At 52.1% G+C, this 12,652-nt stretch carries 19 protein-coding genes; 12 read left to right on the plus strand and 7 right to left on the minus strand.

Annotation, left to right across the window (positions count from 1 at the left end):
• Positions 1-2: 2 nt before the first annotated feature.
• From ACLEIV_RS02805 to ACLEIV_RS02835, 7 genes are all read left to right on the plus strand, one after another.
• Positions 3-518, plus strand: coding sequence for a phage major tail tube protein (locus tag ACLEIV_RS02805; RefSeq protein WP_410455141.1), 516 nt, complete (start codon positions 3-5; stop codon positions 516-518).
• A gap of 64 nt (positions 519-582) precedes the next feature.
• Positions 583-912, plus strand: a complete 330-nt coding sequence (locus tag ACLEIV_RS02810) for a phage tail assembly protein (RefSeq protein WP_410455142.1) — start codon at positions 583-585, stop codon at positions 910-912.
• An 8-nt stretch (positions 913-920) separates the two neighbouring features.
• The gene (locus tag ACLEIV_RS02815; protein WP_410455143.1) at positions 921-1,043 is read left to right on the plus strand and encodes a GpE family phage tail protein; all 123 of its coding nucleotides are present in this window, start codon (positions 921-923) and stop codon (positions 1,041-1,043) included.
• Between the two features lie 2 nt (positions 1,044-1,045).
• Positions 1,046-3,607, plus strand: a complete 2,562-nt coding sequence (locus tag ACLEIV_RS02820) for a phage tail tape measure protein (RefSeq protein ID WP_410455144.1) — start codon at positions 1,046-1,048, stop codon at positions 3,605-3,607.
• A gap of 12 nt (positions 3,608-3,619) precedes the next feature.
• Positions 3,620-4,057, plus strand: coding sequence for a phage tail protein (locus ACLEIV_RS02825; protein ID WP_410455145.1), 438 nt, complete (start codon positions 3,620-3,622; stop codon positions 4,055-4,057).
• A complete protein-coding gene (locus ACLEIV_RS02830) occupies positions 4,054-5,169 on the plus strand; it encodes a phage late control D family protein (protein WP_410455146.1) in 1,116 nt (371 codons plus the stop codon). The genes ACLEIV_RS02825 and ACLEIV_RS02830 overlap by 4 nt, the downstream gene beginning before the upstream one ends.
• A 91-nt stretch (positions 5,170-5,260) precedes the next feature.
• Positions 5,261-5,557 (plus strand): hypothetical protein, encoded by a 297-nt coding sequence (locus ACLEIV_RS02835; protein WP_410455147.1) that lies wholly within the window; start codon positions 5,261-5,263, stop codon positions 5,555-5,557.
• Positions 5,558-5,608: 51 nt separating this feature from the next.
• Here the strand turns inward: ACLEIV_RS02835 and ACLEIV_RS02840 are convergent, their stop codons facing one another.
• From ACLEIV_RS02840 to ACLEIV_RS02870, 7 genes are all read right to left on the minus strand, one after another.
• On the minus strand, positions 5,609-6,811 hold the full coding sequence (locus ACLEIV_RS02840) for a hypothetical protein (RefSeq protein ID WP_410455148.1): 1,203 nt from the start codon (positions 6,809-6,811) through the stop codon (positions 5,609-5,611).
• Positions 6,780-7,823: a nucleoid-associated protein gene (locus tag ACLEIV_RS02845; protein ID WP_410455149.1), complete on the minus strand. Its 1,044-nt coding sequence runs from the start codon at positions 7,821-7,823 to the stop codon at positions 6,780-6,782. Before ACLEIV_RS02845 ends, ACLEIV_RS02840 begins: the two co-directional genes overlap by 32 nt.
• 100 nt (positions 7,824-7,923) lie before the next feature.
• Positions 7,924-8,352 (minus strand): hypothetical protein, encoded by a 429-nt coding sequence (locus ACLEIV_RS02850; RefSeq protein WP_410455150.1) that lies wholly within the window; start codon positions 8,350-8,352, stop codon positions 7,924-7,926.
• A 245-nt stretch (positions 8,353-8,597) separates the two neighbouring features.
• Complete coding sequence (locus ACLEIV_RS02855) at positions 8,598-9,596, minus strand: hypothetical protein (RefSeq protein WP_410455151.1); 999 nt, start codon at positions 9,594-9,596, stop codon at positions 8,598-8,600.
• Positions 9,597-9,617: 21 nt separating this feature from the next.
• The gene (locus ACLEIV_RS02860) at positions 9,618-9,809 is read right to left on the minus strand and encodes a YdcA family protein (protein WP_410455152.1); all 192 of its coding nucleotides are present in this window, start codon (positions 9,807-9,809) and stop codon (positions 9,618-9,620) included.
• A 20-nt stretch (positions 9,810-9,829) separates the two neighbouring features.
• The gene (locus ACLEIV_RS02865; protein ID WP_410455153.1) at positions 9,830-10,339 is read right to left on the minus strand and encodes a hypothetical protein; all 510 of its coding nucleotides are present in this window, start codon (positions 10,337-10,339) and stop codon (positions 9,830-9,832) included.
• A gap of 23 nt (positions 10,340-10,362) precedes the next feature.
• Positions 10,363-11,073: a LexA family protein gene (locus ACLEIV_RS02870; protein ID WP_410455154.1), complete on the minus strand. Its 711-nt coding sequence runs from the start codon at positions 11,071-11,073 to the stop codon at positions 10,363-10,365.
• Positions 11,074-11,122: 49 nt separating this feature from the next.
• Here ACLEIV_RS02870 and ACLEIV_RS02875 point away from each other — a divergent pair, with 49 nt between their 5' ends.
• From ACLEIV_RS02875 to ACLEIV_RS02895, 5 genes are read left to right on the plus strand one after another with little or no spacing between them, the layout of a single operon-like run.
• On the plus strand, positions 11,123-11,305 hold the full coding sequence (locus tag ACLEIV_RS02875; protein ID WP_410455155.1) for a Cro/CI family transcriptional regulator: 183 nt from the start codon (positions 11,123-11,125) through the stop codon (positions 11,303-11,305).
• A 48-nt stretch (positions 11,306-11,353) separates the two neighbouring features.
• Complete coding sequence (locus tag ACLEIV_RS02880; protein WP_410455156.1) at positions 11,354-11,653, plus strand: hypothetical protein; 300 nt, start codon at positions 11,354-11,356, stop codon at positions 11,651-11,653.
• On the plus strand, positions 11,650-11,910 hold the full coding sequence (locus ACLEIV_RS02885; RefSeq protein ID WP_410455157.1) for an ogr/Delta-like zinc finger family protein: 261 nt from the start codon (positions 11,650-11,652) through the stop codon (positions 11,908-11,910). Before ACLEIV_RS02880 ends, ACLEIV_RS02885 begins: the two co-directional genes overlap by 4 nt.
• Positions 11,907-12,158: a hypothetical protein gene (locus ACLEIV_RS02890; protein WP_410455158.1), complete on the plus strand. Its 252-nt coding sequence runs from the start codon at positions 11,907-11,909 to the stop codon at positions 12,156-12,158. The genes ACLEIV_RS02885 and ACLEIV_RS02890 overlap by 4 nt, the downstream gene beginning before the upstream one ends.
• Positions 12,155-12,619, plus strand: a complete 465-nt coding sequence (locus ACLEIV_RS02895) for a hypothetical protein (protein ID WP_410455159.1) — start codon at positions 12,155-12,157, stop codon at positions 12,617-12,619. The genes ACLEIV_RS02890 and ACLEIV_RS02895 overlap by 4 nt, the downstream gene beginning before the upstream one ends.
• Positions 12,620-12,652: the final 33 nt, after the last annotated feature.

Raw genomic sequence — 12,652 nt, forward strand, 5'->3', positions numbered from 1 at the left:
ACATGGCACTGCCACGCAAACTGAAACACCTGAACATGTTTGTAGACGGGGATAACTGGGTCGGCCTGGCCGAATCGTTCACCCCTGCCAAGCTCACCCGCAAGTTTGAAAAATACCGGGGTGGCGGCATGGCCGGCGCCGCCGACATCGACATGGGGCTGGACGACGAAGCTCTGGCCACCTCCTTTGTGGTGGGCGGCTACGAAGCCAACCTGGTGCGCAAAATGTCCGCCGCCAAGGCCGACGCAATCATGATCCGCTTTGCCGGCTCATACCAACGCGACGACACCGGCGAGATCTTTTCAGTCGAAATCGTTTGCCGGGGCCGCTTTACCGAACGCGACGGCGGCGAGCAAAAAACCGGTGAGAACACCCAGACCACCATGAACATGACCAACGTCTACTACAAAGAAACCCTGGACGGTGAAGACCTCTACGAAGTGGACGTCATTAACATGGTCGAAAAGGTCAATGGCGAAGACCGTATGGCAGCGCACCGCGCCGCCATTGGCCTGTAATCCCTACCCAACCACCACAACGCCCGGCCAGCCGCCGGGCATTATCCGAATTTAAGGAAACACCATGAGCCAGACCAACGCCGTATTTACCAAGAAAATCGAACTCGATACCCCCGTTACCCGCAAGAGCGGCGACGTTGCCACCATAACCCTGCGCAAACCCAGAGCGGGCGAACTGCGCGGCCTGAGCCTGACCGACCTGCTGCAGATGGACGTTAACGCCCTGGGCAAACTGCTGCCGCGCATCAGTGATCCCATGCTTACCGAAGCCGAAGTGCAAGCCATGGACCCCGCAGACCTGGTGCAGCTGGGTGGCGAGGTGGCCGGTTTTTTGGTGCCCAAACGCATGAAGGAAACCCAGGATCAACCGACCGAAGCCTTCCTGAATGCGTAGACAACCAGATGGCGGAAATTGCCGCCATCTTCCACTGGCCGCTAAGCGAATTGGCGGCCATGGATCTGGACGAACTGAGCGCCTGGCACACCCAAGCGCTCAACTGCTTTAAACGGATGAATAGAGAATAGTCATGGCCAATCAGCTCAAATTGCAGGTGCTGCTGGCAGCCGTCGATAAAATCACTCGGCCGCTCAAGTCCATTCAGGGGGCGGCGGGGCAGACCAGCCAGGAAATGCGCGATACCCAGGCCCGCATCAAAGAGCTGAATCAGGTGTCCGGCAAGGTAGACGGCTACCGCAAGGTCAGCCGTCAGGTAGGCATTACCGGCAACGAGCTTAAAAAGCTCAAGCAGACCTATCGCGAGCTGGGCGGCCAGCTAAAGCAAACCGAAAATCCCTCCAAGCAACTGACCCAAGAATTCGCCCGAGCCAAAAGCGAATACCAGAAAGTCGTGCGGCAGCAGCGGCAAAATATCGAAGTGCAAAACAGGCACAAAGAGGCACTGGCCGCCGCCGGAATTAGTACCAAAACGCTCAAAAGCCAGCAGCAGGGCCTGACCAATCAGTTGGGCGAAGCCAACCGCGCACTGGAACAGCAACGCGCCAAGCTGGAGCGCATTAACGCCCAGCAAAAGCGCATGGCTCAGGCCCGGCAAAACTACAACAGCACCAAACAACTGCAAGGCCAGCTTGCCGGACAAGGCGCCAAATACGCCGCCGCCGGTGGCGCTGCGCTTTATGGTGCCTCGCAGGTACTGGCACCCGGCCTGCAGTTTGGTGCAGAGATTTCAAAGCTGCAGGCACTGACCCGGCTCGATAAAGACGACAGCCAGCTGGCCGAACTGCGCAAGCAGGCCCGCGACCTGGGCGCAACCACCAGCTTCTCGGCTAACGATGTGGCACAAGGTCAGGGCTTTATGGCCATGGCCGGTTTTGACCCCAAAGCCATCAAGGCCGCCATGCCCGGCGTGCTGGACATGGCCAAGGCCGGCGGCGTAGAAATAGCCGAAGCCGCCGACATAGGCTCAAACATTCTTTCGGGCTTCAAGCTGCCCGCCGACCAGATGGGTCGCCTCGGTGATGTGCTGGTGGGCGCCTTCACTCGGGCAAACGTAGACCTCGCCATGCTCGGTGAAACCATGAAATACGCCGGCCCGGTAGCTGCCGAAATGGGCGTAAGCATGGAAACCGCCGCCGCCATGGCGGGCAAGCTGGGTGACGCAGGTATTCAGGGCAGCCAGGGCGGTACCGCCTTGCGAGCCATCATGGGCCGCCTGGCCAAGCCACCAAAAGCCGCCGCTGATGCATTGGCCGAATTAGGCATACAGGCCGCTGATGCCCAGGGCAACCTGCGCAACATGCCCGACATACTTAAAGAGCTGAGCGACAAAACCAAAGGCATGGGCGACACCGTCAAAGCCGGTTATCTCAAGGCGCTGGCCGGTGAAGAAGCCTTTGCTGCTCTGGCGGTACTGACCAACCAGGCGGGCAGCGGCGAACTGCAAAAGCTCATCAATGAACTTGTTCAGGCCCAGGGCACTGCCGCCCGGGTATCCAGCACCATGGCCGACAACGCGATGGGCGATTTGCAATCCCTCGGCTCTGCCTGGCAAGACATTGGCATCGAACTGTTCGACAACAACAGCGGCGGTATTCGCGACCTGATCCAAAGCGTTACCGACATTACCCGAGCCGTGGGGGTATGGATAAAAGAAAACCCTGAGCTGGTGGCCACCTTGTCGAAGGTGTTTGCCGTTATTGCGGGGTTAGCGGTGGTCGGCGGTACCCTTGCCCTCATCATTGCCGGTCTGCTTGGGCCGTTCGCTGCCATCAACTTTGCCATGGCCACTTTCGGGATCACCTCTGGCGTCGCGCTTGGCCCTGTGCTGCTGGTGATTGCCGCCGTGGCCGCGCTGGCCGGTGTTGTATATCTGGTTTACAAAAACTGGGACGCAATAGGTGCCTATTTCGCGGGGCTATGGAACGAAGTGAAGGCCGGATTCTCCGGCGGCCTGACCGGCATCTTGGGCTTGCTCGTCAACTTCTCCCCCATAGGGCTGTTCTACCGTGCCTTTGCGGCGGTAATGAGTTATTTCGGTACTGAACTGCCCGCCACCTTTACCGGTTTTGGCGGCATGATCCTTGATGGCTTGCTGAACGGCATCAGCGCCAAACTGGGCGCCGCAAAAGACAAGATCGTCGGCGTGGGACAATCCGTTAAAGGCTGGTTTAAAGAAACGCTCGGCATCAATTCGCCCTCCAAGATGTTCACCCAATACGGCGACGACACCATGGCAGGATTAGCCAACGGCCTCGCCAAAAACCACGACCCAGAACAGCAGGTAACCGGCATGGCCAACAAGCTCAAGGCCGCCGGCGCCGCCATTGCCATTGGTGCGACCGCCCTGCCCGCTGCGGCGCTTCCTGCCGCCGCAGCAATACCCGACACCTCCGCCGCCGTGGCTCGCATTCAAACCCAACAGCATGAGCAGGCACAACACCGCCCTGCCCGTGCTGCAGCTACGCCGGCCGTGCAGGAGTTCAAAACCGTATTTGAGCCCGGCGCCATCGTGATTCACGCGGCACCGGGCATGGATGCGCAAGACTTGGCCATGCAGGTGCAGCGCCAAATAGAAGCGCACGAGCGCCGCAAGGCAGCACAAAACCGCGCCAAGCTCACCGACCTGGAATAAGGAGCAACCAATATGATGATGACCCTGGGCTACTTCGTGTTCAGCCGCCAGACCCTGCCCTACCAAAGCGAACAAGACGAAAAGGCATGGCGGCATCCGTCCGTCAGCCGCATTGGTGCCCGCCCGTCCAGCCAGTTTCTGGGGCCAGACAACCAAACCAAAACCCTGGGCGGCGTGCTGCTGCCCGAAATAACCGGCGGCACCCCCAGCCTGAAACAGCTGGAAGAAATGGGCGACACCGGCAAAGCCTATCCGTTGATCGACGGCCTGGGCCAAATGCACGGCATGTTTGTCATAGAGGGCATCAGCACCACCAAAACCGAGTTCTTTAAAGACGGCGCCGCCCGCCGCATTGAGTTCAGCATCAAGCTCAAGCGCGTAGACGACCGCGACCGCGCCCTGCTGGGCTGGGAGCAGTCCGTTAACATGATCACCGGTATGCTGGCATGATATTCCCCGTCAACGGCGTTGCCGCCGCCAACCAGCCCCCAACCCGCCAGCAGGCAGGCGAACACCCGGCCCCCACGTATCGCATTACCATTGACGGCGAAGACATAAGCCGCCGCATACGCCCACGGCTGATTAACCTCACCATCACAGACAACCGCGGCTTTGAGGCCGACACCGTTGACCTGACGCTGGATGACAGCGACGGCAAACTGGCCCTGCCCCGCAAAGGGGCCACCATGCAGGTATGGCTGGGCTGGCGAGGTGAACCCATGGTGAACAAAGGCACCTACACCATTGACGAACTGGAGCACAGCGGCGCACCCGACCAGCTCAGCATTCGCGGCAAGGCCGCCGACCTGCGCGGCAGCCTCAACAAAAGCCGCGAGCAGAGCTACCACAGCCAGACCCTGGGCGACATTCTCACCGCCATTGCCGCCCGCAACGGCGTAACGCTAACCGCCAATCCTGAATGGGCCGGCGAGCTGCTGCCCCACACCGACCAGCAAAACGAAAGCGACGCCGCCTTTCTCAGTCGCCTGGCCAAAGATTTTGATGCCATTGCCACCATCAAGCAGGGCACGCTGCTGTTCGTAAAAGCCGGGCTTGGCCAGTCGGCCAGCGGCAAGCTCCTGCCCCCGGTCACCATTACCCGCCAAGACGGCGACAGCCATCGCTTTGCCATTGCCGACCGCGATGCCTACACCGGTGTGGTGGCCTACTGGCAAGACAATAATGGCGGTAAAAAGCAAACCGTAGAAGTAAACGCCAGCGAGCAAGGCAAAAACGACAACAGCGAAAAAGACGACCTGCTGGCCGGCAGCGGCGACAACGTAAAAACTCTGCGCCATGTGTACGCCACCAAGGCCAACGCCGTGCGCGCCGCCCGGGCTGAATGGGACAAGCTGCAGCGTGGCGTGGCCAAGTTCAGCATCACCCTGGCCAAAGGCAGGCCAGAGCTGTTCCCCGAACTACCCACCTGCGTGCAAGGGTTCAAACCCCAGATAGACGCCCTGCCGTGGATACTGACCCAGGTAACCCACTCCTTAAGCGATAGCGGCTATACCAATGGGCTGGAGCTGGAGGTGAAAAGTACTGAGCTTCTGAGAATATAGGGTTTGTATAAACCTTTGATTTATGGAAGTGTAGCCTTGGGCTTACATCTACATTGGGTGTGAGGGACCATAAAAATAAAAAGGGATACACATGGCTATTCGGTCAAAAAAAGAACACCTTCAAGAAAGTGAATATGTTTACACTTGGAGAAGAGATCAAGGTGATGGCACATATGCCGGAAAGCTAGATAAGATAAAAGTAGATAAAGATGAAGGTTATGAAGTACTTTACTTTATCCAAACATTAATGAATAAACACCAGATGACAAAACTCAAAGATGTTCACAATATAGAAGATGCGCTTCATAGCCCAAGCTTAAGCAGTGTTGTCATGCGAGATGATTTGATTAAAAAAATTGAACAAAAGCTAAGCCTGACAACTAGTTAGAAAGTTACTTTTATGTATGCGGGCGATATAGCCCGCTTTTTCATCTAGCAATCAGAAAGCAGCACTAGTTAAGCTCCAAAAAACAGCAGTACCAAAAGCAAAAGAAGCCCAGCAAATTATCATAACCATCCAAAGCCCGCCCCTGTGCAAACAAGAGCGATCAGTCAGCTTTGTAAAAATAGGCTCCAATCTATCTTTTATATCTGCATATTCATTTTCCAATGAGATTTTGTGCCTTTTTATTTCTTCATCAATAACATCTAAAGTATGTTTTTGGTTCAACACGGACAGGGTAAAAAACAAACAAAATATAAAAGCACCGACTAACACTGCTATGTTGATCCATGCTTGGCCAGTTCTTAGAGTACCAGTAAGCGCTTCTACATCTTTAAATTGCGTAGCTATGATAATAGTCGAAACAGGTATACCTAGCAGTTGCCCCTGAATATCAGAAAATGTTTTATGAATCTTACCTAAATATTCAATCCTGATGGCCTCAGCCTGGTCACGAATTTTCTTAAAGGAGAAAGAAGAAGCAAACAACTTATAACCATCAACAAAGCGTTGCTTGAAGTCATCTAATGATGACAACAATGAAGAAAAGCGTAGTTCTTTCGGTATATTAGATAGCATTTCACAGATTGCAGTCGCACAAATTTCATGGCGCTGCTCGATATGACCATCTTGAAGTGATAGCTGCTGAATCACTTCTTCAGCAATACTTTCATTAAAGCCAAGCAATGTAGCTGAATCAAATTGAAGTGGCACTTCACACTGACCATCTCGTAGAAAAACGAGGCGATTATTACGCGTGTCCAGTATAGACGCTGTTCCTTCAAAAGCTTGAACTAAGCGTTCGATAAGATTAAGACGTTTAGAAACGCCCTTATCTTCCCAACTGGCTTCATCCAGATCAACCAAATACCAAGATAAGTTAGCAGTACCAGAGGTAATACCCGAATGCTGTAACAGTGAAGCAAGATCCGGGAATAGAATGCCAACCCCGGTACGAACTCGGCCAAACTTAAGAAAGAGCTGGTCGCCCAGCTGAATATTCTCCTCATCCCCTTGCTCGACGATACAAGGGTAATTGTCTGCATTATCCTCATGGAGGAGCTCACTCAAGAGCTCGACGGTTGCCTGATCAGAAACATGCAAAGCACCACAAAGTCGATTATCAGACCATGTACGGTCTGTCATCTGACGGTATAGTGGCACAAGCTCAGTGAGCGGGATCGTCGTCCGTGGCTGCATTTTGTACAAACTCTTCTCTTAAGCTAGCCAGAATCTCATCTGGCAGGTTCTGAATAGTAACTGTTCCTTCCTCTGGATTGAACAAAATCGTTCCATCCTGAACAGCCTCTCGTTCAAACTCTAGCTTCCATTTCTTTGTTTTAGCCTTAAACCTAACCAAGCCCTCAAGCCCTCTTTTTCGAGGGATAAACCCGTCAGAGATAGGCGGATCAGACTCATTAAAAGCATTTTTAAGAGCTTCTGGTTCATTAGACCATACTTTGTTAGCAAGCTCATCCAAGCTAAGCGGTTGTTTATCTTCTGCTTTTTCACGAGCAAAGCGATCAACTTCAGCAAGTAAAGCCTCTTTAGCCTCATCGGCCAACTGCTGATCACTAGCGAATTGCTTTACAGCAGCAACAAGGTTTTTTGTATCGTTTAGATCTTGAGCAACAGTAGTACAACCGATGAAGTTCTGAAAATACAGTGACACATCTGAGCTCTTCCCCCTAAGAAAACTAATGTATCGCTCAGTGCCTGCTTGCCAGTCTGTAAAGTTGACTCGGCCGGCAAAACGTAGCCCATTAGTATCCAGGTAAGGGGCATCTACTACTTGGAAATTTTCATCAACCATAGTACCAGCAGCACTGTTGACGATGGCAACCACAAACCATCTTTTATCGTTAGCATTGTAATCAAAAATTAAAACATGACCGCCAGTAGCAAAGTTCTGGCTATCAACCTTACTCTTTAATATCTTCATCAAATCAAGCGTAATAGCTAAAAAATCAGCATCAGCTTCATCTTTTAGTTTCAGCAGGTGAGGTTCAGATGATACAGGGGTCAATGCAGGATCAAACTTTCCATAACTTTTACCAGCTCTATCCCCATACACCTTATGAACATCATTCACTAGCGTAAATAATGAGGCATCATTGGCATCAAGAGAGGCTGGTGCAGGATGAATCACGCTTGGTTCTGAATCCTCGCGAGTTAGCTTGTGTATGACTGCATTATTAATTTTTAATGTCATGCCGTTGGCCTTTAATAACTGATGATTAATAATTGATTTTAATAAAAAATCCCCGCACCCAGCCTTACCATGAGGATTTAGTTTTTAGTTGAAGTGTGGTTTACACAGCAAAACGTCTTATATATTGAAAATCCGGCTCTATTTTTACATGCAAAACCAAAGACAACATCATCGATGAAAGTATCCATAAATATGAAATACTAAATGCCCATGGTTGTAACGCCGTATGACTAATGCTAGTGCACACAAGCGGTACGCTAGCTAAAATAAACGAACAAGCGATCAGCTTCCAAAGCATCCTTCTCCAATGGCACTTATTCTCATCATTGATAGTGCAGCTACCAAGCAGCGTCATAAAATGATAAGTCCACCAGCTCCCTGCACCCATAAAAATAAAATAAGATATCGAATTCACCACATCAAAAAGGTCAGAATTTTTAGGTAGTCCTCCGGGTGAAGATAAGCTGTAAAGCCACATAAAAATACTCGCTGATAAAACCCAAAAAGCAATAGATAATCTTTTCTCCATCACACCCTCACTTTATCGACTTACAATCCAAGCCATCAACATCAACATCAACATCAACATCAACAAAAAGAGATTAAATTTTCATGAATTATCTAAAAGACCCATTCAGTAGGTTATTTTTTTTGGCTGTTGTATCTTTTTATTCTTTCGCCGCTCATTTACCTAATATTCACTATCCTAATCATCCCCATCTGGAACGCGTTTCAGGTGTAAGCTGCTTACTGACTGCCTTTGTCATTTAAAAATCAAATCGGTACGGATATATACCAAACGCCAAGCTCCGGGCTGTGGGTAACACTAAGCTTTGCTGGGCCTATTAGCTTGTCTTCTCCTTTCATCATGTCAGCAGCAGAAAGAATTATATCGTCGAGGTAATCAACACCTGCAGCTGCTGCTTGCGAGGCAGCACCCGTAAACATAATTTCATAGCCAGAAGCCTCACTGCCATCACCAGCGCCAATGAGAGTAACGCTCTCAACTCTGCCGGAGTTTTTATTCAAGGTAAGACTAATCGCTGTAAATTGTCCCAATGTTGCAGAAACACTATCAGCGTGTGAGCCGGATACATGTTCGCGCTTGCCCAAGGCATAACTAAGCCCTTTGGACTTGAAGGCGGCCTCAAGGCGCTGAAAATATTCGTCTGGTGTTAAATCAAACTGGTTAGAGGGTGACGTAGCGTTTTGCTCTGAATCAGAAAGAAGTTTTCCGTTAAAACTGAACTCGACAACCTGCCAAAGCTCGCCTTCATCATCTAGCCCTTCGGTAGAGGCGTACTCATCAAAAAGCGGAAGCAACATCATAAAACTGGTATTGTCGCCGTGCTGGTTAACCAGTTTTAGCAAATAGCGACCGTCGTAAAGGCCGCCCTGCTGCTGGATGAAGTCAACCTGGACACTATTCCCGATAAACACTGCGCTGGGATTGTTTTCTGCTGCGTAGGCATCTGCTGTTCTTTGGGCGTTGTTAACAACAAACTCCCACATCTCCCCCTTGGTGCTTTCAGGAGCGCTATGTTGCGTTTGAGGTGGTTGAGAGCTTTGAATTTCCGTGATGGTAGCAGATCTTACTGCCTGCTCTGGTTCATCAGTAGAAATGCCAATCGCTGCCACTACAATAAAAGCAATGCTCGCCCCGCTGCCTGCAATCACGTTACGAGAAAACCAACCACGACCATTCTTTTTTAGTTGCTTGGCAATGCCAAACCAAAAAAATATAAAAACAGCAAGAGCAATCCATTCAATCATGACTATGTCCTTTGGTTATTTTTATCGAGCGCATTTCTTTTTTGAGCGGCTAATGGTGCCGTCTTTACAAACAAATTTGCCATCACTAGTGCAGTGCGACACACCGCCTTTGCCTTTTGAACAGGGGTAGTTTCGGGCTTCTGCTGGCTGACTAAAACCAAGAGTAATACATAGCGTTAAAGCGGCACTGATGGCCGCCAGGTTGGTTTTCATGTTTTAGCTCTCCGTGCTTTTTATTTTGTTTGTGTAGATTCTAACGTGTAGTGAAATTGCTCGTCATGCTCAGGTACTTCGCCAGTTTCTAGCATGGATAAGAATTGCAGCTCACTTAAGACCAAAGCCCCCGCAGCTCTTGCATTTTCCAGTTTCACTGGACCAGCATTCGGGCCGCAGCATAGATAAGATAGGCTGCCAGACACCCCTGTTCTCACGCCAATGTCTGCTGCTTCCGCTTGATTGCACAGCTGTGCTTTAAGATCCTTTTTAAAGCCGGTGAAGCAAATAGTAGGTAGCGACTGTTTTTTAGGTTTGATGATTTCAGGCGGAGAATAACTTTCAGGGATGCCCGCTTGAGCGGCTTTAAGGTTATCGAAGTATTCAATAACCCGGTCTTTTCTGAACGTGCGAATGCCGCCGCCGTCCGTTAAAAAGCCTTGGTAGTGCTCGGCAGACTCGGAAAAATTAGCTATCTCATAAGCGCCAAGGTGACCCTTGGCGTTGCAGTAAGTAAAAACTTTAAGCATCCCTTGCTCCTGATTTTATTGTTTTATTTTCGTTTTCTTCGGTACTTCCTGTGCTCGACCATGGTGCCGATGATCATCACCTGGCACATATCCGAGCGGATGGGAGCGTAGTCGTCGTTCAGTGGGATCAGCTCAAAATACTCGACCCCGTCCGGGTTAAAACCACGCGGGCGGTACTTCTTGAACGTCGCTTCCCGGCTGCCGTTCTTGGCCGCCACGTAATCGCCGGGCACCGGCTCAATGTCCGGGTCGATGATCACCAGGTCATTCTCATCAAACAGCGGCGTCATAGAATCACCACTGATGCGCATCGCGAAGGCACGCTCGCCAATGTCTTCATCCGCCTGAACATACTCAACGCCGCCATCCACTTCCCGGATTTCCTGCACCTCGGTCAGCTGTCCAGCCTGAACATAGCTCAGCACTGGAACCTGATGTGCGCTTAGGGTTGCAGGTTCGACATTCTGAAATGAAGAGGCTTCAGGATTTCCTTTCCCATCAATTAACCATTCAGGGCGTGATTTCAAAGCAGCAGCAAGCCGGTGGAGGTTTTCACCTTTCGGTGAAGTGTCCCCTCTCTCCCATTGGCTGACGGAAACCCGGCTCACGCCGACTTTCTTTGCTAGGTCTTCTTGAGTCACGCCAAGCGCTGCCCGACGGGACCTGATCCGGTCACTCATAGTCATGTAGGGCAGCTTACATAAAACTTTCGAAAGATTTGTTTGCATTGACATGTAAGACTTCCTACACTCAGGCCATCTAAACGTAAGTGGATGTAAGTTGATGAAAAAAAAAGCAGCGATAGAGCATTTCGGAGGGGTTGTAAAGCTAGCAGAGGCTCTGGGAATTAAGCCTCAGTCCGTCTCTCAGTGGCCAGATGAAATCCCTCAGGGCAGAGCATTTCAAATAGAGCTGATAACCAAGGGCTCCATGAAGGCCTTACAACCCGCTAAGCAACAATCCTAAGAAAAACCAAAAACAACAACACGCATGCTTTTTTGCAGGGGAATGCACATGAAAGCCACAACGATAAAAAAGCCCGCCGGGCGCATAGAACAGTTGCTTCGCACCGAGCTGAGCGGTGCCCAGCGTCACGACGTCAAAGCCGCCATCGGCTGGGACGACTCCAACATCAGCCGCTTTCTCAGTGGCCAGCAGGGCGTCACCATCGAGCGCATAGACGAGCTGTTTAACAGCGTCGGCATTGCACTGGTTACCCGCAAGTATCTGGATGCCATGGCCACCATGTGCCAGGTGGGTGCCAACTGCGAATGCGCCCGTAACGGCCAGGGCGAATGCGGGAGGCGCGCATGACCGCAACGGCCAATCGCTACACCGAGCCCAAACGCTCCGGCACCCGCCGCACGTGCCCGCATTGCGAAAAGTACGCCCGCATAGCCACCAGCCAGGCCCAGTCACCGCTTAGCCGCATGACCTGGTACCAGTGCACCAACATCAACTGCGGCCACACCTGGGTGGAGGGCTCCATGGTGATGCACTCCATATGCCCGTCAGCCTGCCCCAATCCGAATATTTATATCCCCGTTCGTAACAAGGAAAGCGCCGAATGATTGAACTGACCCACCTGCTGCGCAACCCGGCGGTTGTGCGGCACAGCCCGCTACGCCCCGAGGTTGTCGTTCACCGTCACCGCCCCGGCTTTATCGAGCGGCAAGACGGCAGCTGGATATGCCTGCCTGTTCACAACAGCAAGCAGGCTCGCAAGCAGAACAAGCCCAAAGCCCGCCGCCGCTTGTGGCACTGGCTGGCCGGCCAGCTCAGCGCCGCCGCGACCGCCAAGCAAGGAGACGTCGCATGACCGCACACCACAACCTGGCACAAGTGGTGCCATTCAATGCAAGCCAACAGTCGGTGACGGCCGGTGAGCAGGCATTGGCAGAAATGCGCGCCCGCCTGCGCCGTAGCCGGGTAGCGGCAGAGTGGTCACGGTTAACCATGCAGCAGCGCGCCATGCTGTGCTACGGCGCCAAACTGCGCCCCAGCACCTATGCCGAACTGGCACTGGAAGAGATGACCGACAACGAGCGGGAAGCCATTCGCCTCGCCCTGGTAGAGATGAAGCGCGGCATGCACAACATGACCACCACCGACCGCACCGAGTGGCGTCAGGTGGCCGGCAACTGCCAGCACCACCATCAAACCAAACAAGAGCAAGCGCGCACCGAGCAACAAGGCCGCACCCAGCTGGATCGGCAGATACGCCAGCTGAACCAAAAACTGAACGCCATAAACGCAAAAAGCCCCGTCAGCGGCAACTGACAGGGCTTTTCAAATCGCTACTTATGCAACAAA

The organism is Oceanisphaera submarina, assembly GCF_046521305.1.
Classification (GTDB): Bacteria; Pseudomonadota; Gammaproteobacteria; order Enterobacterales; family Aeromonadaceae; genus Oceanimonas; species Oceanimonas submarina.

Excerpts from the sequence above, each read along its gene's own strand:
- ACLEIV_RS02895 (WP_410455159.1), top strand. The coding sequence starts at position 12,155 with ATGACCGCACACCACAACCTGGCACAAGTGGTGCCATTCAATGCAAGC.
- ACLEIV_RS02815 (WP_410455143.1), top strand. The coding sequence starts at position 921 with ATGGCGGAAATTGCCGCCATCTTCCACTGGCCGCTAAGCGAATTGGCG.
- ACLEIV_RS02835 (WP_410455147.1), top strand. The coding sequence starts at position 5,261 with ATGGCTATTCGGTCAAAAAAAGAACACCTTCAAGAAAGTGAATATGTT.
- ACLEIV_RS02875 (WP_410455155.1), top strand. The coding sequence starts at position 11,123 with ATGAAAAAAAAAGCAGCGATAGAGCATTTCGGAGGGGTTGTAAAGCTA.
- ACLEIV_RS02845 (WP_410455149.1), bottom strand. The coding sequence starts at position 7,823 with ATGACATTAAAAATTAATAATGCAGTCATACACAAGCTAACTCGCGAG.
- ACLEIV_RS02850 (WP_410455150.1), bottom strand. The coding sequence starts at position 8,352 with ATGGAGAAAAGATTATCTATTGCTTTTTGGGTTTTATCAGCGAGTATT.
- ACLEIV_RS02885 (WP_410455157.1), top strand. The coding sequence starts at position 11,650 with ATGACCGCAACGGCCAATCGCTACACCGAGCCCAAACGCTCCGGCACC.
- ACLEIV_RS02805 (WP_410455141.1), top strand. The coding sequence starts at position 3 with ATGGCACTGCCACGCAAACTGAAACACCTGAACATGTTTGTAGACGGG.
- ACLEIV_RS02890 (WP_410455158.1), top strand. The coding sequence starts at position 11,907 with ATGATTGAACTGACCCACCTGCTGCGCAACCCGGCGGTTGTGCGGCAC.
- ACLEIV_RS02880 (WP_410455156.1), top strand. The coding sequence starts at position 11,354 with ATGAAAGCCACAACGATAAAAAAGCCCGCCGGGCGCATAGAACAGTTG.
- ACLEIV_RS02810 (WP_410455142.1), top strand. The coding sequence starts at position 583 with ATGAGCCAGACCAACGCCGTATTTACCAAGAAAATCGAACTCGATACC.
- ACLEIV_RS02840 (WP_410455148.1), bottom strand. The coding sequence starts at position 6,811 with ATGCAGCCACGGACGACGATCCCGCTCACTGAGCTTGTGCCACTATAC.
- ACLEIV_RS02830 (WP_410455146.1), top strand. The coding sequence starts at position 4,054 with ATGATATTCCCCGTCAACGGCGTTGCCGCCGCCAACCAGCCCCCAACC.
- ACLEIV_RS02820 (WP_410455144.1), top strand. The coding sequence starts at position 1,046 with ATGGCCAATCAGCTCAAATTGCAGGTGCTGCTGGCAGCCGTCGATAAA.
- ACLEIV_RS02865 (WP_410455153.1), bottom strand. The coding sequence starts at position 10,339 with ATGCTTAAAGTTTTTACTTACTGCAACGCCAAGGGTCACCTTGGCGCT.
- ACLEIV_RS02860 (WP_410455152.1), bottom strand. The coding sequence starts at position 9,809 with ATGAAAACCAACCTGGCGGCCATCAGTGCCGCTTTAACGCTATGTATT.
- ACLEIV_RS02855 (WP_410455151.1), bottom strand. The coding sequence starts at position 9,596 with ATGATTGAATGGATTGCTCTTGCTGTTTTTATATTTTTTTGGTTTGGC.
- ACLEIV_RS02825 (WP_410455145.1), top strand. The coding sequence starts at position 3,620 with ATGATGATGACCCTGGGCTACTTCGTGTTCAGCCGCCAGACCCTGCCC.
- ACLEIV_RS02870 (WP_410455154.1), bottom strand. The coding sequence starts at position 11,073 with ATGTCAATGCAAACAAATCTTTCGAAAGTTTTATGTAAGCTGCCCTAC.